Annotated in this window: 22 protein-coding genes; 13 read left to right on the top strand and 9 right to left on the bottom strand. The window is 69.9% G+C overall.

Annotation, left to right across the window (positions count from 1 at the left end):
* Positions 1–100 precede the first annotated feature (100 nt).
* Together ACSQ14_RS15350 and ACSQ14_RS15345 are read left to right on the top strand one after the other, a co-directional pair.
* On the top strand, positions 101–538 hold the full coding sequence (locus tag ACSQ14_RS15350; protein WP_436014263.1) for a deaminase: 438 nt from the start codon (positions 101–103) through the stop codon (positions 536–538).
* A gap of 46 nt (positions 539–584) precedes the next feature.
* A complete protein-coding gene (locus tag ACSQ14_RS15345; RefSeq protein ID WP_436014261.1) occupies positions 585–1,844 on the top strand; it encodes a pentapeptide repeat-containing protein in 1,260 nt (419 codons plus the stop codon).
* 206 nt (positions 1,845–2,050) lie between these two features.
* Here the strand turns inward: ACSQ14_RS15345 and ACSQ14_RS15340 are convergent, their stop codons facing one another.
* Complete coding sequence (locus ACSQ14_RS15340; RefSeq protein ID WP_436014259.1) at positions 2,051–2,506, bottom strand: Hsp20 family protein; 456 nt, start codon at positions 2,504–2,506, stop codon at positions 2,051–2,053.
* A 278-nt stretch (positions 2,507–2,784) separates the two neighbouring features.
* On the opposite strand from ACSQ14_RS15340, the gene ACSQ14_RS15335 reads away from it, so the two are divergent.
* Both ACSQ14_RS15335 and ACSQ14_RS15330 read left to right on the top strand, forming a co-directional pair.
* Positions 2,785–3,093 (top strand): SCP2 sterol-binding domain-containing protein, encoded by a 309-nt coding sequence (locus ACSQ14_RS15335; RefSeq protein WP_436014257.1) that lies wholly within the window; start codon positions 2,785–2,787, stop codon positions 3,091–3,093.
* 9 nt (positions 3,094–3,102) lie between these two features.
* Complete coding sequence (locus ACSQ14_RS15330) at positions 3,103–4,710, top strand: alpha/beta fold hydrolase (protein ID WP_436014255.1); 1,608 nt, start codon at positions 3,103–3,105, stop codon at positions 4,708–4,710.
* A 19-nt stretch (positions 4,711–4,729) separates the two neighbouring features.
* Here ACSQ14_RS15330 and hisN read toward each other — a convergent pair whose 3' ends face one another.
* Positions 4,730–5,545: a histidinol-phosphatase gene (gene hisN, locus ACSQ14_RS15325; RefSeq protein WP_436014253.1), complete on the bottom strand. Its 816-nt coding sequence runs from the start codon at positions 5,543–5,545 to the stop codon at positions 4,730–4,732.
* A 31-nt stretch (positions 5,546–5,576) separates the two neighbouring features.
* Entirely contained in the window at positions 5,577–5,957 is a 381-nt protein-coding gene (locus tag ACSQ14_RS15320) for a helix-turn-helix domain-containing protein (protein WP_436014251.1), read from the bottom strand.
* Between the two features lie 141 nt (positions 5,958–6,098).
* Here ACSQ14_RS15320 and ACSQ14_RS15315 point away from each other — a divergent pair, with 141 nt between their 5' ends.
* The gene (locus tag ACSQ14_RS15315) at positions 6,099–7,010 is read left to right on the top strand and encodes a lysophospholipid acyltransferase family protein (protein ID WP_436014249.1); all 912 of its coding nucleotides are present in this window, start codon (positions 6,099–6,101) and stop codon (positions 7,008–7,010) included.
* A gap of 48 nt (positions 7,011–7,058) precedes the next feature.
* Positions 7,059–7,658, top strand: a complete 600-nt coding sequence (locus ACSQ14_RS15310; protein WP_436014247.1) for a DedA family protein — start codon at positions 7,059–7,061, stop codon at positions 7,656–7,658.
* Positions 7,659–7,661: 3 nt separating this feature from the next.
* On the opposite strand, the gene ACSQ14_RS15305 is transcribed toward ACSQ14_RS15310, so the two are convergent.
* On the bottom strand, positions 7,662–7,883 hold the full coding sequence (locus tag ACSQ14_RS15305) for a DUF2093 domain-containing protein (RefSeq protein ID WP_436014245.1): 222 nt from the start codon (positions 7,881–7,883) through the stop codon (positions 7,662–7,664).
* 62 nt (positions 7,884–7,945) lie between these two features.
* Positions 7,946–9,415, bottom strand: coding sequence for an exodeoxyribonuclease VII large subunit (xseA, locus tag ACSQ14_RS15300; protein WP_436014243.1), 1,470 nt, complete (start codon positions 9,413–9,415; stop codon positions 7,946–7,948).
* Positions 9,416–9,566: 151 nt separating this feature from the next.
* On the opposite strand from xseA, the gene ACSQ14_RS15295 reads away from it, so the two are divergent.
* Positions 9,567–9,938 (top strand): GIY-YIG nuclease family protein, encoded by a 372-nt coding sequence (locus ACSQ14_RS15295; RefSeq protein ID WP_436014241.1) that lies wholly within the window; start codon positions 9,567–9,569, stop codon positions 9,936–9,938.
* 95 nt (positions 9,939–10,033) lie between these two features.
* Here the strand turns inward: ACSQ14_RS15295 and gcrA are convergent, their stop codons facing one another.
* A complete protein-coding gene (gene gcrA / locus ACSQ14_RS15290) occupies positions 10,034–10,537 on the bottom strand; it encodes a cell cycle sigma 70 cofactor GcrA (protein ID WP_436014239.1) in 504 nt (167 codons plus the stop codon).
* A gap of 231 nt (positions 10,538–10,768) precedes the next feature.
* Between gcrA and ACSQ14_RS15285 the strand changes: the two genes are divergently transcribed.
* The 4 genes from ACSQ14_RS15285 (at position 10,769) to ACSQ14_RS15270 (ending at position 15,287) form a co-directional block, all read left to right on the top strand.
* Positions 10,769–11,587 (top strand): ABC transporter permease, encoded by an 819-nt coding sequence (locus tag ACSQ14_RS15285; protein ID WP_436015440.1) that lies wholly within the window; start codon positions 10,769–10,771, stop codon positions 11,585–11,587.
* A gap of 358 nt (positions 11,588–11,945) precedes the next feature.
* Positions 11,946–13,124, top strand: a complete 1,179-nt coding sequence (locus ACSQ14_RS15280) for an aspartate aminotransferase family protein (RefSeq protein WP_436015438.1) — start codon at positions 11,946–11,948, stop codon at positions 13,122–13,124.
* A gap of 112 nt (positions 13,125–13,236) precedes the next feature.
* Positions 13,237–14,172: an ornithine carbamoyltransferase gene (gene argF / locus ACSQ14_RS15275; RefSeq protein WP_436014237.1), complete on the top strand. Its 936-nt coding sequence runs from the start codon at positions 13,237–13,239 to the stop codon at positions 14,170–14,172.
* Positions 14,173–14,378: 206 nt separating this feature from the next.
* Positions 14,379–15,287 carry an Hsp33 family molecular chaperone gene (locus tag ACSQ14_RS15270; RefSeq protein ID WP_436014235.1) on the top strand — a complete coding sequence of 303 codons (909 nt, stop codon included), beginning with the start codon at positions 14,379–14,381 and terminating at the stop codon, positions 15,285–15,287.
* Between the two features lie 22 nt (positions 15,288–15,309).
* Here the strand turns inward: ACSQ14_RS15270 and ACSQ14_RS15265 are convergent, their stop codons facing one another.
* The 3 genes from ACSQ14_RS15265 to ACSQ14_RS15255 form a co-directional block, all read right to left on the bottom strand.
* Entirely contained in the window at positions 15,310–15,549 is a 240-nt protein-coding gene (locus tag ACSQ14_RS15265; protein WP_436014233.1) for a hypothetical protein, read from the bottom strand.
* Positions 15,546–15,854 (bottom strand): hypothetical protein, encoded by a 309-nt coding sequence (locus ACSQ14_RS15260; RefSeq protein ID WP_436014231.1) that lies wholly within the window; start codon positions 15,852–15,854, stop codon positions 15,546–15,548. The genes ACSQ14_RS15265 and ACSQ14_RS15260 overlap by 4 nt, the downstream gene beginning before the upstream one ends.
* Before the next feature lie 90 nt (positions 15,855–15,944).
* Complete coding sequence (locus ACSQ14_RS15255; protein WP_436014229.1) at positions 15,945–16,646, bottom strand: Crp/Fnr family transcriptional regulator; 702 nt, start codon at positions 16,644–16,646, stop codon at positions 15,945–15,947.
* 377 nt (positions 16,647–17,023) lie between these two features.
* Here ACSQ14_RS15255 and ACSQ14_RS15250 point away from each other — a divergent pair, with 377 nt between their 5' ends.
* Positions 17,024–17,239: a hypothetical protein gene (locus tag ACSQ14_RS15250; protein ID WP_436014227.1), complete on the top strand. Its 216-nt coding sequence runs from the start codon at positions 17,024–17,026 to the stop codon at positions 17,237–17,239.
* A gap of 113 nt (positions 17,240–17,352) precedes the next feature.
* Positions 17,353–17,835 carry a pyridoxamine 5'-phosphate oxidase family protein gene (locus ACSQ14_RS15245; protein ID WP_436014225.1) on the top strand — a complete coding sequence of 161 codons (483 nt, stop codon included), beginning with the start codon at positions 17,353–17,355 and terminating at the stop codon, positions 17,833–17,835.
* Positions 17,836–17,866: the final 31 nt, after the last annotated feature.

Below are 17,866 nucleotides of genomic sequence, written 5' to 3'. Positions count from 1 at the left end.
GCGCGCTGAAGGGATGGCTCGCCGCCGTGCTCATGGAACCCGCATCTGAGCCCGCCATCTGGGCCCCGGCCTTCGCCGGGGTGAGCGGGGGGAGGGCGTGGTGAGCGTCCAGGACGAAACCTTCATGCGCCGGGCGATCGCGCTCGCGGCCGCCAATGTCGGCCGGACGGGCGAGAACCCGTCGGTCGGCTGCGTGCTGGTGAAGGACGGCGTGGTCGTCGCCGAGGCGGCCACGGCCGAGGGCGGTCGTCCGCATGCGGAGGAACAGGCGCTGGCGCAGGCCGGCGCGGCCGCGGCGGGGGCGAGCGCCTATGTGACGCTCGAGCCCTGCGGCACGCGTTCGTCGGGCGTGGCCTCCTGTTCGGAGCGGCTGGCGCAGGCCGGCGTGGCGCGGGTGGTGATCGCCTGCGCCGACGCCTCGAAGTTCGCCGCCGGCCAGGGCGAGGCGCGGCTGCGCGGGGCGGGGATCGTCGTCGAGACCGGCCTGCTCGCGGCCGAGGCCGCAGCCCTCTATACCGGCTACCGACCAGCGTTCTGACGCGAAAGGCGGAATTAACGGGATCGCCTGTAGCCTGTCAGACGAAATGCCCGCCGCGCCCAGCCAAGGTCCGACCTACCGAAAGATCTCCCAGGCCGAGCTCAACCTGATCTGCGCCAAGCACGATCGGCTGTGGAGCTCCAAGCCCGGCGGGGCGCGTGCGGTGCTGGCCTGGACCGACCTGACCGGGCTCGACCTGCGCGGCCGCAATCTCTGCGACGCGGACTTCACCGGCGCCATCCTGTTCGACTGCCAGATGCGCGGCGCGCGGCTCGACCACGCCAACCTGTTCGGCGCTGACCTGCAATGCGCCGACCTCTACGAGGCCTCGCTGCGGCGCGCCGACCTGCGCGGCGCCTGCCTGCGCAACGCCAACCTGACCGGCGCGGACCTGTTCGAGGCCGACCTGCGGGAAGGCACCATGGCCACCGCCGACCGCAAGGAGGGCTTCCGTCGGGTCGACTCCGCGGTGCGGCCGGGCCAGGCCCAGGGCGCGATCCTCGCCGGCGCCAACCTGGAGCGGTCGCGCCTCGGCGGCATCCTGGCGGTGAAGGCCGACTTCAGCGACGCCATCCTGAAGGACGCCAAGCTGGTGCGGGCGAACCTGAAGCAGGCGAACATGAAGGGCGCCAACCTGTCGGGCGCCGATCTCTCCGGCTGCGAGCTGGCCGGCGCGGACTTGCAGGACGCGGTGCTGGTCGGCGTCAAGACCATCGGCTGGAACGTCTCGGACGCCAACCTCAAGGGCGTGCTGACCGACGAGCCGGCCGGCACACCGGCCGCGTCGATGCCCTATCAGCAGATGATCCAGGATCACGCCCGCTGGTGCGAAACCGGCGGGGCCGAGGGCAAGCCGTCGGCGTTCGACGCCGCCGACCTGCGCGCGCTGAAGAGCATCCGCGGCTTCAACCTGACTGCGCTCTCGGCCAAGGGAGCGGTGTTCTACGCACTCGACATGGAAGGCGTGCAGCTGCAGGGCGCCCACCTGGAGGGCGCCGATCTGCGCAACTGCAACCTGCGCCGCGCCGACCTGCGCGGGGCCAAGCTGATCGGCGCCAAGCTCGCCGGCGCCGACCTGCGCGAGGCGCAGATGGGCCCGCTGCTGCTCGGCGGCGACCGGGTGCTGCCGTGCGACATGACCGACGCCAACCTGAAGGGGGCGGACTTCTCGATGGCCGACCTGCGCCAGGCGGTGCTGGTCCGCGCCGACGTCAGCCGCGGCAACTTCTCCGGCGCGCTGCTGCGCCAGGTCAACGCCACCGGCGCCGTGCGCGCCGGCGCGCGGGGGCTGGAGGACGTGATTTAACCTGTCATCCCGGAAGCCGCGCAGGCGGCTGTCCGGGATCCAAGAACACGGGGAAGGCGACCAGCCGCGGCGCTGCCGTGGGGACTTCGCTGCGCCGTGTTCTTGGATCCCGGACATGCGCTGCGCATTCCGGGATGACAGCTGCGGAGGAATGAAAAGGGCGGCGCCTTGCGACGCCGCCCCCTGAGTCAGACTGAGCGGACCGCTTAGGCGGCCTGTTCGCCTTCGATCTGCGGCGCCGACGGGGCGGCGGCGATCTCGATGCGGCGCGGCTTCAGCGCTTCCGGTATCTCGCGCTTCAGCGAGATCGACAGCAGGCCGTCGGCGAGCTTGGCGTCGGTCACGACGACATAGTCGGCGAGCTGGAAGCGGCGCTCGAAATTGCGCTCGGCGAGGCCGCGGTGCAGGTAGCGGCGGCTGTCGTCGTTGGCGGGCTTGCGGCCCTGGACGGTGAGGAGGTTCTCCTTCACCTCGATGTTGAGCTCTTCCGGCCGGAACCCGGCCACCGCGATCTCGATGCGGTAGGCGTTCTCGTCGGTGCGCTCGATATTGTAGGGCGGATAGCCGCTGGCCGCTTCGGTGGTCGCTGCTTCGAGCAGCGAGGCCAGGCGGTCGAAGCCGACGACGGAACGATAGAGGGGAGCAAAATCTAGAGTGCGCATAGGCCTTCTTTCATAAGCAAGGTTGCGTATCTGAATGAGACTGTCGGCGACCCGAGATCGGCGTCGCGCGGCGTCCCGAAGGCCCGGACATCCAGCGCCTTCGGAAATTGAGGTAAGCGCGGGGAAAGCGCGTTCAAGAGGCGCCGATGTGCGGTGCAGTTGTGCGTGAGGGACGAGCGGGCGCGCAGCGCGGTCGCGTCGAGACTCAACTTGCGACTGACGGTTTACTTCACTCGCGCGTAAGGCGAAGCTTGCAATTGAGTCGGGAGTGCGGGGGCATGGCGACTTTAGACGAGATCACGGAACGAATCCGAGGCGCGGCCGTGTCCGGAACGGGGCTGGCGCATAGCCTGAAGTTCGACCTGAAAGGGGAGGGCTTCATCCATATTGACGGCGCGGCGGTCACCAACGCGGACCTGCCAGCGGACCTGGTCGTCACCATCAGCCGCAAGGATCTCGAGGCGCTGGGCAAGCGCGAGCTCGATCCGATGCGGGCGATCATGACCGGGCGCATGAAGCTGTCGGACATGGGACTGGCGATGAAACTCCAGCCGGTCATTCAAACTCTGTTTGCCAGAGCCGTGTAGGGAACCGTCATGGCCGAGCTTGCGCCCCTCGTTTCCACCCCTGACGCACCGGTTCCGGCCGGCGGCGAGGCCGAGTGGTTTCGGGGCGCCGGCGGCGCTCAATTGCGCGCCGCGCTGTTCGTTCCGCCCGGCCGGCCGCGCGGCTCGATCATCCTGTCGGGCGGCCGCGTCGAATGGCTCGAGAAATACTACGAGACCATCACCGACTTCCTCGACCGCGGCTTCGTCGTGCTGACCCACGACTGGCGCGGCCAGGGGCTGTCGGCGCGCGAACTGGGCGACCGGCACAAAAGCCACGTGCGCGGCTTCACCTACCTGCAGGACTTCCAGGCGCTGCTGCGCACCTTCGAGACGCGGCTGCCGAAGCCGTGGGTGGCCGTCGGCCATTCGATGGGCGGATGCCTGACTCTGCTGGCGATGGCGCAGGGCGAGCAGCGGTTCGCCGCCGCGGTGCTGTCGGCGCCGATGCTCGGGGTTCAGTTGGGCGGCCGGCCGCTGTGGCGCGCGACGCTGATGTCGCGGCTGCAGATGATGTTCGGGCGGGGCAGCCGCTACCTGCTCGGCCAGACCGGCGATCCGTTCACGAACAATTTCGAAACCAACATCCTGACCCACGACCGTGCGCGGTACGCCCGCAATCGCGGTCTGTTGGACGCCGAGCCGCTGCTGGCGCTCGGCGGGCCGACCTGGGGCTGGCTGGACTTTGCGTTACGGGCCACCGCGTACCTGGCCAGGCCCGATCGGCTGCAGGGGATCACCGTCCCGGTGATCATCCTCCAGGCCGAAGATGACCGACTGGTGGACAACGCCGCGCAAGACGCCGCCGCGCGCCACCTCCCCCAGGGCAAGCTGATCCGCGTGCCCGGGGCTTCCCACGAAATCCTGATGGAGACCGATCTGATGCGTAACATCTTCATGCGGGCGTTTGACGCGCTCACCGGCCGGGTGGCGCCCAAGCCCGCGGAAGCGCCGAAGCGCGCCGAAGCCGCGCCGCCGGCTACGCCGGTCGCGGCCGCGCCCGTCGTCGCGACCCCTGTACCGGCCGCCGCGCCGGTCGCCGTGACGCCCGCCGCCAAGCCCGCCCCGAAGCCTGTCGCGGAGCCGGCGAAGGCCGCCGCCAAGCCGGCGACCGCCAAGAAGCCCGCCGCGAAGAAGTCGGCGGCGGCCAAGCCCGTGGCGGCCAAGGCGCCGGCGGCGGCGAAGCCTGCGGCTACGAAAGCCGCGGTGAAGAAGCCCGCCGCGGCGAAGGCCAAGGCTGAAGCCAAGCCCGCGGCGAAGCCGGCTGCGGCCGCCAAGAAGCCGGCGGCGCCGAAGGCGGCCAAGCCGGCGAAGGCCCCGGCGGCGAAGAAGGCCGAGCCCAAGGCGGCGGCGGCGAAGCCCGCCCCGAAGACCGCGGCTAAGCCGGCGGTGAAGGCGGCGAAGGCTCCGGCGGCGAAGGCGGCGAAGCCTGCGGCGGTGAAAGCCGCTCCGGTCAAGGCCGCCGCGGTGAAGGCGGCTCCGGCCAAGGCCGCTGCGGCCAAGCCTGCGCCGGCGAAGGCTGCGGCCAGCAAGGTCCACACGCCGAAGACCTCCGCGCCGGCGAAGAAGCCGGCGGCGAAGAAGCCCGCCGCCAAATAAGGCGGGCCGTGGCGCTCGGCTACTTCGCCGAGCGTTTCAGGGCGACCAGCGCCTCCTCCAGGCAGGCGCGGTCGCCGGCGACGGCGACCTGGCCGCCGTGCGCGCCCACCGGGCCGCCGCGCCAGTTGGTGACGACGCCGCCCGCCCCCTCGATCACCGGGATGGCGGCGTCGATATCCCAGGCCTTGAGGCCGGCTTCCACCACCAGATCCATGGTTCCCGCCGCCACGCGCGCGAAGGCGTAGGCGTCACAGCCCGTGCGCGCGATGCGCGCGGCGGCGCGCACCTGGGTCCAGGCGCCGAGCTCGGCGCCGTCGAACAGGCCTTCCGGATCGGTGGTGGCGATCACCGCATTGGTCAGCAGCGGGCAGGGGCGCACTTTCAACGGCTGTTCGCCGTCGGGGCTGACCATTCGCGAGCCGCCCGCGTGGCCGAGATAGATTTCGCCGAGATAGGGTTGGGCGATGGAGCCCAGCACCGGGCGGCCCTGATAGCGCAGGCCGATCAGGGTGCACCAGGTCGGCAGGCCGGCGACGAAGGCCCGCGTGCCGTCCACCGGGTCGAGCACCCAGACGAATTCCGCGTCCGGGCGGTCCTCGCCCATCTCCTCGCCGATCACGCCGTGGTCGGGATGGTAGGCTTGAATCAGCCGCCGCATGATCTTCTCGGCGCCGACGTCGGCCTCGGTGACCGGGTCGAAGCCGGCGGCCCCGCCCTTGTCGCGCAGGCCGTGGTCCGAGCGAAACAGCTGGAGGATGTGCGCCGCGCTGGCGCGATTGAGCTCGACCAGAAAGGCCTCGAGCTCGACGAGACGGGCGGGAGAGAGCGTCGTCATGCGACCGCTTTAGCCTCTCTACCCGCCGCCGTCAGGCCTCTACGTCGCCGTTCAGCGACTTCGCCAGGTCCAGCAGCCGCCGGCGCGGGCGTTCGCTGAGCTTGTAGTAGGCATGGACCAGGTCGTGGGTCTCCTTGCGGGTGAAGACCTCGCGCTGGGCCTCGCCTTCGCGCGGGCGGGTCTCGCGCTGCGGGCCGCCGAAACCCTCGTAGAAGTAGCTGACCGGCACCTCCAGCACCTCGGCGAGCTGCCACAGGCGGGCCGCCGACATGCGGTTGGCGGCGCATTCGTACTTTTGGATCTGCTGGAAGCGCACGCCGCAGGCGCTGGCCAGCTGATGCTGGGTCAGGCCAAGCAGCCGCCGGCGCCGTCGCAGGCGTCTGCCGAGATGCTCGTCGATCGTGTCACTCATGCCCCAAGTCCCCCGACCCGCGTCACTGGGCGTGTCCCGATGCGAGACGCCGCGGCCCCGGCGCCGCAAATCGCGCGCCAAAAAGCTGCGCCGGGCGGGGCGGAGATTTGCGCAGCGCATTCTCGCCGCCTATCAGGGGGCATGGCCCACGAGACCCCGTCGCGCGCGCAGGAGCTGCTTTGGCGGTTGGAGGCCCTGGCCTTCGACCTGTTCGCCGGGGTGATGCGCCTGCTGCCGGTCGACTGGGTGTCGGACTTCGGCGCCTGGCTGTTCGGCGGCGTCGGTCCGAAGACCAGCGCCAACCGCACCGTCGAGCGCAACCTCAGGATCGCCTTCCCCGACGCCGCCGATGCCGAGATCGCGCGGCTGCGCGACGCTCAGTGGCGCGAGGCCGGTCGGTTCTTCGCCGAGTTCCCGATCGTCGACCGGATCGTGCGCGACCCGTCGCGGCTGGAGGTGGTGAACCGCGAGCGGCTGCTGGCGGTGGCGCAGAGCGATCGGCCGGTGGTGCTGATCTCCGGCCATTTCTCGAACTTCGAGATCATGGCCGCGGCGATCGTGCAGGCCGGCGTGCGCTGCCAGGTGACCTATCGGGCGGCCAACAACCCGCATTTCGACCTGCGCGTCCGCCAGAGCCGCGCGCGCTATGGCGTGGGGCTGTTCGCGCCGAAGGGCGCGGAGGGCGCGCGGGAGATGATGCGGGCGTTCGGCCGCGGCGAATCCGTGGCCCTGCTGAACGACCAGAAGTTCAACGGCGGGGTGGCCGCGCCGTTCTTCGGCGTGACCGCGCACACCGCGCCGGGCCCGGCGACCTTCGCGCTGAAGTTCGGCATTCCGCTGCTGCCGATGAGCGTGCAGCGGGTGAAGAAGGCGCGCTTCCGGGTGATCGTGCACGAGCCGATCGTGGTGGAGAACACCGGCGACCGTCCTGCCGACGTCGAAGCCGGCGTGCGGCGCATCAACGCCTTCATGGAGGAGCGCGTCCGCGAACGGCCGACGGAGTGGTTCTGGGTCCACAAACGCTGGCCAAAAGAGCTCTATCGCAAGGCTTGAGCGGCCGAGGCCTTGCGGCGGCTTCGCTGCAGCCTAACTACCCTAACCATGTTCGATTGGATCGTCGGCGTCGTCGTGACCTTCGGGCTGCTCGGCGTGCTGCTGCTGATGTTCGCCGAGAATGTGGTTCCGCCGATCCCGTCGGAGCTGATCATGCCGCTCGCCGGCTTCGCCGCCGCCCAGGGGCATTTCAGCTTTCCCGCCGTCGTCGTGGCCGGAACGCTGGGCGCGCTGGCCGGCGCCACGCTCTGGTACTGGGTCGGCCGCGCCATTGCGCCGGAGCGGCTGGAACGCTGGGTCGAGCGCTACGGGCGATGGCTGACCATCGACCGCGACGACCTTGAGCGCTCGCGGCGCTTCTTCCTGCGGCACGGCGGCTGGGCGGTGTTCGTCGGCCGCCTGACGCCGGGCGTGCGGACCATGGTCTCGGTCCCCGCCGGCCTGACCCACATGCCGGCCGCGCCCTTCCTCGCCTGGTCGGCGGCGGGCACGGCGCTGTGGACGCTGTTGCTGGCGAGCCTCGGCTACGTGCTGGAGGCGCGCTACCAGCTGGTCGAGGCGTGGCTCGATCCGGTGTCCACGGCGCTGCTGGTCGGGGCGGTGGCCTTCTACCTGGCGCGGGTCGTGTGGTTCCGCCGCGCCCGCTGAGCCCTACTGGCCCTCGGTCTCTTTCCAGCGCTGCAAGGCCTCGGCCGGGCCGGCGTAGGCTTCCTGGCGCGTGGCGCTCCAGTAGCGCAGCGCCTCCAGCGGGATCTTCCGGCCGCTGACGGCGCACATCACGAAGCGGCCCGGTTTGAGCACGGCGAAGTCGCCGTCGCCGTAGTGCAGCCTCGCCAGATCGTTGCCGGAGAATTCAGGATCGTGCGCATTCATGGCCGCATATGTAGCGCGCCGACCCCGGCCGGAACAGAGGCCGCCCTGACGAAGTCGCGCGTTTAGAATAGGTCGCCCTGGGTCGGGGCGTCCGGCTTGGCCTGCGGCCTGGCGGGCTTGGCCGCGGCCGGCTTCGGCGGCGCCGGCTGGGGCGGCGCAGCCCCGGCGCCGTCGATCACCGCCTGGCGGGTGACCCGGTCGCCGAACTTGATCTCGACGCTCTCGCCGTGGGCCAGGTCGGCGCCGGCGCGCACCAGCGAGCCGTCCTGGCGCGTGACCCGCGCGAACCCGCGCTGCAGCGGCCGCTCGGGGTCGACCGAGACGTAGAGCTTGGACAGCGCCTCCAGCCGTTCGGACAGGCGCTCGAGCTTGCGCTCGGCGGCGGGCTTCAGACGGACCGCGACCGCGTCCAGCCGCTGGCGCTGCACGGTCTGCGGGCGCTGCAGCAGCAGCGGCGACAGCCGGCTCGCCACCCGCACCAGGTCGCGCTCGTGCAGAGCGGCGTTGCGCGCCAGGGCGTGGCCGAGCTTTCCGGAGACGATGTCGAAGCGCTGCTCGGCCAGCCGCACCAGGTCGGGCACCCGCCTCAGGGCGCGTTCGGCGTGGGCGATCCGCGCGCGGCGGTCCTCGACCACCCGGCCGCCGCAGCGGTGCATGCGCGCGCCCAGGTCGGCGACCGCGGCCTTCAGTTCGGCCAGCACGGGCGTCGCCATCTCCGCCGCGGCGGTCGGTGTCGGCGCGCGGCGGTCGGAGACGAAGTCGATCAGGGTGGTGTCAGTCTCGTGGCCGACGGCGCTGATCAGCGGGATGGTGCAGGCCGCGACGGTCCGCGCCAGCCCCTCGTCGTTGAACGGCCAGAGGTCCTCCACCGAGCCGCCGCCGCGGGCGACGATCAGCACGTCGGGGCGGGCGACCGGGCCGGCCGGGTCCAGCGCGCAGAAGCCGCGGATGGCGGCGCTGACCTGGGCGGCGGCGGCGTCGCCCTGCACCACCACCGGCCAGACCACCACCTGGCAGGGCCAGCGGTCGCGGATGCGGTGCAGGATGTCGCGGATCACCGCGCCGGTCGGGCTGGTGATCACCCCGACCACCCGCGGCATGGCCGGCAGCGGCAGCTTGCGCGCCGGCTCGAACAGCCCCTCGCCGGAGAGCTTGGCCTTCAGCTTCTCGAGCTGCGCCAGCAGGGCGCCGACGCCGGCCGCCTCCATGGTCTCGATGACGATCTGGTAGCGCGAGCCGGCCGGGTAGGAAGTGATCTTGCCGGTGACGATCACCTCCAGGCCCTGCTGCGGCTTAACGCCGAGGCCGCGGACGCTGCCCTTCCAGACCACCCCGTCGATCGCCGCGCGCTCGTCCTTCAGAGTCAGATAGACGTGGCCGTTGGAGTGGTGGGTGACCTTGGAGAGCTCGCCACGCAGCCGGACGAAGCCGTAGGCGTCCTCCAGAGTCCGCTTCAGCGCGAACGCCAGCTCCGAGACGGAATAGGGCTTCGCGTTGCCGCTCGATTCGGTCTCTGGGGCGAGGTCGGTCATGGGCGGAAGGTAGCGGCTCGGGGCGGGAAACCCAATGGCGAGGACGTTGAATGGATGTTCCGCTTATGTTCTGGTTTGTCATCCCGGTTTCGCGAAGCGAAGACCGGGATCTAAGAACACGGCGGTGCAATGACCTATTGGGTCTACATTCATGGCCAGTGGCGACCACGGGACTCTTTACGTGGGCGTCACCCGCGACCTTCAGCGGCGCGTCGAGCAGCACCGCGCCAAGGCGGTCGCCGGCTTCACGAAGCGGTATGGCGTCGGCCGCCTCGTTCATGCCCAGGGCTTCGGAGATGTCCGCGACGCCATCACCTTCGAGAAGCGCTTGAAGCGCTGGCGGCGCGACTGGAAGGCGCGGCTGATCGAGGAGACGAATCCGCGCTGGGAGGACCTCTACCTCCACATGACCGCGGCTCCTCCGGCCACGCCGTGTTCTTGGATCCCGGACAGCCACTCCGCGGCTTCCGGGATGACAGACTGGCGGGCGGCGGTGTTGGAAAGCTGGACGTTGAAGTTCTGAAACGAGAAAGGGCGCGCCCCGCGGGCGCTTGCAGCCCGAGGAACGCGCCCTCATCCCCAACGGATCGGTACGTCCGCTGTTCTCCTCGCGGAACTCTAGATGTAGCGGCGCAGGCTGCGGGCGAGCTCGGAGGCGCCGCCCTTCTTCTTGGCTTGCGCCGGCTGGTAGGCGACTTGGTTGTGTTCGTGGCAGTAGGGGCCGTCGCTCTGGCGGCGGCCGCAGAAGGTGAAGCTGTCCAGCGACGGGTCGCCGATCGGCCACTTGCACATGTGCGCGCCGAGCGTCAGCACCGTGGCCATGCCCGGCGCTTCGTCGATGTAGCGCACCGGCGAGGTCGGCTGCGGCGCGAGCGTCACCGGCTCGGCGATGCGGCGCGGGGCCGACGGCGCGGCGGCGGCCGGACGCGCCGGACGCGGCGCCTTGAACACCGTGCGTGCGGGCTTCGACGGCGCCGCGCGGCCGGACAAGCCGAGCCGGTGCACCTTGCCGATCACCGCATTGCGGGTCACACCTCCAAGTTGCTTCGCGATCTGGCTGGCCGATAGGCCGTCCTGCCAGAGCTTCTTGAGCAACTCGACCCGTTCGTCCGTCCAGCCCATTAACGCCTCCCGCTCCAACAGGTCGCGCGCCCCCGCGCCAAACCCTTGAGTCTCAAGATCTTGTGTCAGTCGGGGCTCCGTCGCCTCACTGACCACCATCAGTAGTAAACAACTCCTTAAGGGCCACAATAGGCGCCCTTCAGGTTCTCCACAGGAACTAGATGTTGCGTCAGCCCGCCGCAGCTTCGGCGCACACTTGCGGCGGATCGGGCGGCGGCGCACATGGGGGCCATGAAGGACATGGCCGCCGCCGAAAGCGTCCTCCCGCCGACCCCGCGGGAGTACCCGGGCTTCAACATCGAGGGGTTCCGGACACTCTACCTTCGCGAGATTCGTCGCTTCCTGAAGGTGGGCACCCAGACCCTGGCCGCGCCGGTGGTCACGGCGCTGCTGTACATGATGGTGTTCGTCGTCGCCGCGCAGGGCGGACGGCCGATCCACGGCCTGGCGTACGGGGCGTTCGTCGCCCCCGGGCTGATCATGATGCAGGTGCTGAACAACGCCTTCGCCAACTCCTCGTCGTCACTGCTGCAGTCGAAGATGAACGGGCTGATGGGGGATTTCCTGACCCCGCCGCTGAGCCCGCTGGAGCAGGCCGCAGCGTTCGCGCTCGGGGCGGCGACGCGCGGGCTGATGGTCGGCGCGGTGACCTGGCTGGCGGTGCTGCCGTTCGCCCGCCTCGGCCTCGCCCACCCCTGGGCGATCGTCTATTTCGGCGTCGGCGCGGCGCTGATCCTCGGCTTCCTCGGCATCATGGCCGGGCTATGGTCGGAGAAGTTCGACCACATGGCGGCGGTGACCAATTTCGTGGTCATGCCGATGACCTTCCTGTCCGGGACCTTCTATCTGGTGGAGCGGCTGCCGGAGCCGTTCCGCACCTTCAGCCACTTCAACCCGTTCTTCTATCTGATCGACGGCTTCCGCTACGGCTTCATCGGCCACGCCGAAGGCTCGCTGGCGGTGGGCGCGGCGATGACCGCGGTGCTGACGGTGGCGCTGGGCGCGGTCAGCTACTGGATGTTCAGGACCGGCTACAAGATCAAGACCTGAGCCTTAACCCGGACCGCTCGTCCCCGCGAAAGCGGGGATCCAGGCTTTTTGAGTTCGAGCGCTCGGCGTTCCCCCGCCAGCAACAGAAAACACCTGGGTCCCCGCTTTCGCGGGGAAGAGCGGAGGGGCGGGGTGGTTCGTGGGCGGATCAAATCCGCGGGCCGCCGCGCGAACGCTCGCCGAACGACCCGCGGCGGCGGCGCGCCAAACCATTGACATTGCGGCGTTCGAGCCCGAAAAGGCCAGGCCTTCCAGTCCCCGTCGCGTCGCGGCGGGGACACTTCCATTTCGGAGGGCCTCCCCCGTGACCGAAAAGACCGCGAGCCAAGCCGCCGCGAGCGTTCCCAGCGACCACATCATGGGCGTCTATTCGCGCGCCCCGCTGGCGTTCGAACGAGGCGAGGGCTCGCGCCTGTACACGGCGGAGGGCGAGGCTTACCTCGACTGCATGGCGGGGATCGCGGTGAACGCGCTCGGCCATGCGAACCCGATCCTGGTGGACGCGCTGAAGGCCCAGGCCGAGAAGCTCTGGCACGTCTCCAACATCTTCCAGATCCCCGGGCAGGAAGCGCTCGCCGACCGGCTGACCAGCGTCAGCTTCGCCGACGTGGTGTTCTTCACCAACTCGGGCACCGAGGCGATCGAGTGCGCGATCAAGACCGCGCGCAAGCACCACTGGGCCAACGGCCAGCCGGAGCGGATCGACATCATCGGCTTCGAGGGCTCGTTCCACGGCCGGACGATCGCGGCGGTCAACGCCTCGGGCAACGCCAGCTACCTGGAAGGCTTCGGCCCGCCGCTGCCGGGCTTCGTGCACCTGCCGTTCGGCGACATCGAGGCGATCCGCCAGGCGGTCGGTCCGACCACCGCGGCGATCATCCTCGAGCCGGTGCAGGGCGAGGGCGGGGCGCGGGCCTGGCCGGACGCCATGCTGCGGGCGATCCGCCAGCTCTGCGACGAGACCGGCGTGCTGCTGATCTACGACGAGATCCAGTGCGGCCTCGGCCGCACCGGCAAGCTGTTCGCCTACGAGTGGGCGGAAGACGCGTACCCGGACATCATGGCGCTGGCCAAGGCGCTGGGCGGCGGCTTCCCTGTGGGCGCGCTGCTGGCCACCGCCGACGCGGCCAAGGGCATGACGGTCGGCTCGCACGGCTCGACCTACGGCGGCAACCCGCTGGCGATGGCGGTCGGCCTGGCCGCGGTCGACGAACTGATCAAGCCGTCGCTGATGGACCAGGTGAACGACATCGCCGGCTACCTGACCCAGCAGCTCGTCGGGCTGAAGGACCGCTTTCCGGACGTGGTGGTCGACATCCGCGGCAAGGGCCTGCTGATCGGCGTCAAGCTGGCGACGCCGAACCGCGACTTCATGCAGCACGCCCGCGACGAGCAGCTGCTGATCGCCGGCGGCGGCGACAACTGCGTGCGCCTGCTGCCGCCGCTGGTGCTGAGCCGCGACGAGGCGCGCGAGGCGATCGAGAAGTTCGAGCGCGCCTGCGAGCGCGCGCGGGCCAAAGCGAAGGCGGCCGCCTGATCACCGATCCACCCGTTCCGGCGAGGGCCGGGACCTAGATGTAAAGCTCCGCTCCCAGCTGACGCTGGGGCCTCGGCCGTCGCCGGGGCGGGCGGGGCGGGGACCCGTTGCGATGACTCAGACCCCGAGACACTTCATCGACCTCTGGAAACTCGAGGCGGCCGACCTGCGCGCCATCCTCGAGGACGCCAAGGCCCGCAAGACCGCCCGCCGCGGCTGGCCGAAGGGCCGGGTCGATCCCGACGCGCCCGCCGCCGGCCACACGCTGGCGATGATCTTCGAGAAGAACTCGACCCGCACCCGGTTTTCGTTCGACGCGGCGATGCGCCAGCTGGGCGGCGACGTGATCATCTCCAACGCCCAGGAAATGCAGCTGGGCCGCGGCGAGCCGATCGAGGACACCGCCCGGGTGCTGTCGCGGATGGTCGACGCGGTGATGATCCGCGCCAACGTCCACGAGGACGTCGAGCGGCTGGCGCTGGCCTCGACCGTGCCGGTGATCAACGGCCTCTCGGACAAGGGCCACCCCTGCCAGATCATGGCCGACATCCTGACCATCGAGGAGCACCGCGGGCGCATCGAGGGCAAGACGCTGGCCTGGGTCGGCGACGGCAACAACGTCTGCGCCAGCTTCATCCACGCCGCGCCGATGCTTGGCTTCAAGCTGAACATCGCCAGCCCGGCGATCTACCACCCGGACCTGGTCGACCTGGCGCGCGCCGCCGAGCAGCAGGGCCAGGTGATGACCACCGAGGATCCGCGCGAAGCGGTCCGCGGCGCCGACGTGGTGATCACCGACACCTGGGTGTCGATGGGCGACACCGACCACGACGAGCGGCTCGACGCGCTGGAGCCCTATCAGGTGGACCGGAAGCTGATGCAACTGGCGGCGTCAGACGCGGCCTTCCTGCACTGTCTGCCGGCGCACCGCGGCGAGGAGGTCACCGACGAGGTGATCGACGGCCCGGCCAGCCTGATCTGGGACGAGGCGGAAAACCGCCTGCACGCCCAGAAGTCGATCCTGGCCTGGTGCTTCGGGAAGATCTGACACAAGCCCATGTCATCCCGGAAAGCCGCGAAAGCGGCTTGTCCGGGACCCATGAACACGGCGGCGCCAAAAGGGCTGCGGCGTTTCGGCTGATCCTGTCGGCCGCCGTGTTCATGGGTCCCGGTCTTTCGCTGGCGCGAAAACCGGGATGACAGCTGCTAAAGCGCCACGCTCGAAATTCCCGCGTACGGACCTATATCCCGATCATGTCCAATCCTCCCATTCCTGACGACGTGGTCGGCGCCTTCCAGATCGAAGGCGAGCCGGTGCGCGGCCGGGTCGCGCGGCTGGGGCCGGCGATCGACGAAATCCTGCGCGCTCACGCCTACCCGGAGCCGGTGGCCAATCTGCTCGGCGAGGCCTGCGCGCTCGCCGCCCTGGTCGGCTCCAACCTGAAGTTCGACGGCCGGCTGATCGTCCAGGCGCAGGGCGACGGCCCGGTGCGCTACGTGGTCGCCGACTACGACACTTCCGGCGGCCTGCGCGGCTACTGCCGCTATGACGAGGCCGAGGTGGCCGCGGCCTCCGAGGGCTTCCAGCGCCCCGGCGCGCGCACCCTGCTAGGCGGCGGGGTGTTCATAATGACCGTCGACCAGGGCCCCGACATGGACCGCTACCAGGGCGTGACGGCCATCGAGGGCGAGACCCTGGCGCTCTGCGCCGAGCAGTATTTCGCCCAATCCGAGCAGACGCCGACGCGCGTGCTGCTGGCGGTCGGCCAGGCCGACGGCCCGCATGGGCCGGTCTGGCGGGCCGGCGGGGTGCTGATCCAGAACATCGCCGAGGACACCGCGCGCGGCTCGACCGAGGAAGCCTGGTCGCGCACCCAGATCCTGTTCGAGACCATCGGCGAGGACGAACTGGTCGATCCGGAGCTGTCGTCGAACACCCTGCTGTGGCGGCTGTTCCACGAGGACGGCGTGCGGGTGTTCGGCGGGCAGCCGCTGCGGGCCTTCTGCCGCTGCAGCCGGGAGAGCATCGAGACCGTGCTGCGGTCGTTCGACCAGCACGAACGGGCCGAGATGATCGAACCCGACGGCAAGATCCACGTGACCTGCGAGTACTGCTCGCGCGTCTACGCGGTGGCCCCGGCGGACCTCGACCAGGACGCCTGAGCTAGGGACGCCGGGCCGGCGGTCAGGCCGGCTCCAGGTGGCTGCGCACCACATCGTCGATGGCGGTGCGGTGGCGCGCCAGCATCAGCCACAGCTTGCACTCCTCCTCGTGCAGCGCCCGCGCCGCGGGGTCCGGCGAGGTGGCGGCCGCCGTCAGGCAGGCCTCCGCTTGGGTGAGGTAGGACGGCGCGCTGACTAGCGTCGCCGGAGGTGGAGCCTGGACCTTGCGCATGCCGGCGACCCGGTCCGCGCCAGCCCTCAAACCCGCGCCCTCGGATGGGTCCAGGGCAGGACGATCGCCTTCTGCGCCAGCGCCGTCGATCGGCCCAGGTAGCCCAAGTAAAGCTCCAGCGCCGAGGCGCTGAAGGCGAAGGGCGCGGCCATCGGATCGTTCGTGGCGGGACGGCCGAAGCTGCGCGCGGCCTCGAGGTTGAGGTCGAGCAGGCGTCCGGCGAAATCGGCGGTTTCGGCGTGGAAGGCGCGGGCGGCGACTTCGCCGGCCTGCAGGTTGCGCCGCCAGGCGGTCTCTACGGCGTCGTTCTGATCGGTGCTCGCAGCGTGGCTCATCTCGTCCCCTCCCTCGGCGTTCGAGAGCGGACAGATTAGGCGAACGCGGCCGTGGGTCTGTCCAACCACCGACAGAACTGTGTTTTTTGCTCAGGCAGCAGATCCGCCGCGGAACTGGAGGGCCGCGCCGTGCGGCCTGACGGATCGCGTCTGCGGCGCGAGCATCTCAGCCTCGGTGATGCTCATCGCCTCGTAGCATTCGCAGGCGCGGTTCATGATGCCGGCCCGATCGGTGAGCGTCAGCCGCGAGCGGCCAAGGTCGATCAGCCGGTCGGCCCGCAGGCGCTGGAGGATCGGATTGATCGAGGTGCGCTGCACGCCGAGCATCTTGGCGAAGACGTCCTGCGGCAGCCGGATCTCCGGCTCCTCGAGCACGTCGGAGCAGGTCAGCAGCCAGCGGCAGAGCCGCTGCTCCACCGCATGGCGCGCGTTGCAGGCGCCGTTGCGGATCGCGTAGCCCATCTTCCAGGCGCAGTAGCGGTCGAGCGCGGAATGGATCAGCTCGGACTGCCGCGCGGCCTCCGACAGCTGCGCCACGTCGATCACCAGGGCGCCCACCGACATGTGGCAGACGTCGCGGGTGACTGCGGTGCGCATGCCCAGCGCCGACATCGCGCCGACCGCGCCCTCGCGGCCGACCAGGGCGCATTCGATCTCGGCGCCGTCCTCGAAGACCATCAGCTTCGAGACCACGCCCTCATGCAGGAAATAGACTTTGCGGATGCGGTCGCCGGGCTCGCAGAGAATCTGCCCGGCGCGGAGCGTCACCTCACGCAGGTGCGGACGGATCAAGGCGACATCCGCTCCGAATGACGCAAGGAACCGGTTGGACCGGCGCACTCCCTACTCCTCCCAGCTGTTTAAAGACTCAAAGCATCCGGGGATCGAATTGATCCGAAGCTCCGTGTGGGGAGCGTCAGGCTCGCGGAAACTTGAATTCAGGCACGGCGGCCGTCGCGCGGATAAGTTTAGTTTTCTCTGTCCTGCACCCTTTTGGTCGAGATGCGGCCGAAAACGCCGCCTCGACCACTTGTTGCGGCGGCCCGGCATCTCGCCGAGGCGGGATGTCGCAGGACCCTCGCCAGAATTTGCCGCAATCGCGCCACACGAATCTACGAGCGCTACTGTTGGCGCGGGGGCGTCGACAAGAATGTTTGGGGGAGTGAACCGTGAGCGAGGTGACCTACGTCTCCTACGTCCCGAAGAGCAAGCGCGCGAAGCTGCGCAACGTGCTGCAGTCCGAAGACACCGGCAGCGTCCGTTGGTCGGAGAAGAAGAAGCTGTTCGGCAGTGAATTCTACTTCTCGGGGCCGACCGAATTGGTGCGTCGAACGCACGCCTACATCACCCAGTGGCTGGCCGCTGACGACTATCGTCTGAGGTAGGCCAGGGCGGGTCGCCGCCATCGCAGCCGGCGCGGAACCGCCCCGCCGGCTGCGCACTTGCGCTTCGTAAGGACGCAGCCTCGGCTGGCGGCGTCCAGACGCGAGGTGGAGAGATGACCCAAGGCGACCCGCAAGACCTTCTCGCGCGGTTCTGGCGCGACCTGGCGGACCTGAGGACCGGCATGCTCGGCCTGGCCACGGAACACGAGGGCCACGCCCAGCCGATGACCGCCCACTTCGAGGGCGAGCATGGCCCGCTGTGGTTCTACGCCCACAAGCACAGCCGCATCGCCATGGCCGCCGATCAGAGCCATGCCGCGGTGTTCCACTACATCGGCCGCAAGCACGACCTCTACGCCTGCGTCCATGGCGAGGTGGCGATGACCAGCAACGACGACGCGATCAACCGCTTCTGGAGCGACGAGGTCGCGCGCTGGTACCCGCAAGGTCGCTACGACCCGGAACTGACGCTGCTCTGCTTCACCCCGTCCAGCGCGCAGATCTGGCTGCCCAGCGGCGGCGGCCAGCCGACGCTGTTCGGCATGGGCCGCGACCGCGAAGCGCCGCACGAGATCCGCGCCGAAGTCCGTCTCTGAGGCTTGGCCAACGGGCGCTTGGACCGCGACG

This window comes from Phenylobacterium sp. LjRoot219 (genome assembly GCF_964252995.1).
Taxonomy (GTDB): Bacteria; Pseudomonadota; Alphaproteobacteria; order Caulobacterales; family Caulobacteraceae; genus Phenylobacterium.
This window is presented reverse-complemented; position numbering and strand designations above follow the sequence as displayed.

What these genes read in the sequence shown, in the direction of transcription:
- ACSQ14_RS15345 (WP_436014261.1), top strand. Translation starts at nt 585, where the DNA reads ATGCCCGCCGCGCCCAGCCAAGGTCCGACCTACCGAAAGATCTCCCAG.
- ACSQ14_RS15340 (WP_436014259.1), bottom strand. Translation starts at nt 2,506, where the DNA reads ATGCGCACTCTAGATTTTGCTCCCCTCTATCGTTCCGTCGTCGGCTTC.
- ACSQ14_RS15335 (WP_436014257.1), top strand. Translation starts at nt 2,785, where the DNA reads ATGGCGACTTTAGACGAGATCACGGAACGAATCCGAGGCGCGGCCGTG.
- ACSQ14_RS15330 (WP_436014255.1), top strand. Translation starts at nt 3,103, where the DNA reads ATGGCCGAGCTTGCGCCCCTCGTTTCCACCCCTGACGCACCGGTTCCG.
- hisN (WP_436014253.1), bottom strand. Translation starts at nt 5,545, where the DNA reads ATGACGACGCTCTCTCCCGCCCGTCTCGTCGAGCTCGAGGCCTTTCTG.
- ACSQ14_RS15320 (WP_436014251.1), bottom strand. Translation starts at nt 5,957, where the DNA reads ATGAGTGACACGATCGACGAGCATCTCGGCAGACGCCTGCGACGGCGC.
- ACSQ14_RS15315 (WP_436014249.1), top strand. Translation starts at nt 6,099, where the DNA reads ATGGCCCACGAGACCCCGTCGCGCGCGCAGGAGCTGCTTTGGCGGTTG.
- ACSQ14_RS15310 (WP_436014247.1), top strand. Translation starts at nt 7,059, where the DNA reads ATGTTCGATTGGATCGTCGGCGTCGTCGTGACCTTCGGGCTGCTCGGC.
- ACSQ14_RS15305 (WP_436014245.1), bottom strand. Translation starts at nt 7,883, where the DNA reads ATGAATGCGCACGATCCTGAATTCTCCGGCAACGATCTGGCGAGGCTG.
- xseA (WP_436014243.1), bottom strand. Translation starts at nt 9,415, where the DNA reads ATGACCGACCTCGCCCCAGAGACCGAATCGAGCGGCAACGCGAAGCCC.
- ACSQ14_RS15295 (WP_436014241.1), top strand. Translation starts at nt 9,567, where the DNA reads ATGGCCAGTGGCGACCACGGGACTCTTTACGTGGGCGTCACCCGCGAC.
- gcrA (WP_436014239.1), bottom strand. Translation starts at nt 10,537, where the DNA reads ATGGGCTGGACGGACGAACGGGTCGAGTTGCTCAAGAAGCTCTGGCAG.
- ACSQ14_RS15285 (WP_436015440.1), top strand. Translation starts at nt 10,769, where the DNA reads ATGAAGGACATGGCCGCCGCCGAAAGCGTCCTCCCGCCGACCCCGCGG.
- ACSQ14_RS15280 (WP_436015438.1), top strand. Translation starts at nt 11,946, where the DNA reads ATGGGCGTCTATTCGCGCGCCCCGCTGGCGTTCGAACGAGGCGAGGGC.
- argF (WP_436014237.1), top strand. Translation starts at nt 13,237, where the DNA reads ATGACTCAGACCCCGAGACACTTCATCGACCTCTGGAAACTCGAGGCG.
- ACSQ14_RS15270 (WP_436014235.1), top strand. Translation starts at nt 14,379, where the DNA reads ATGTCCAATCCTCCCATTCCTGACGACGTGGTCGGCGCCTTCCAGATC.
- ACSQ14_RS15260 (WP_436014231.1), bottom strand. Translation starts at nt 15,854, where the DNA reads ATGAGCCACGCTGCGAGCACCGATCAGAACGACGCCGTAGAGACCGCC.
- ACSQ14_RS15245 (WP_436014225.1), top strand. Translation starts at nt 17,353, where the DNA reads ATGACCCAAGGCGACCCGCAAGACCTTCTCGCGCGGTTCTGGCGCGAC.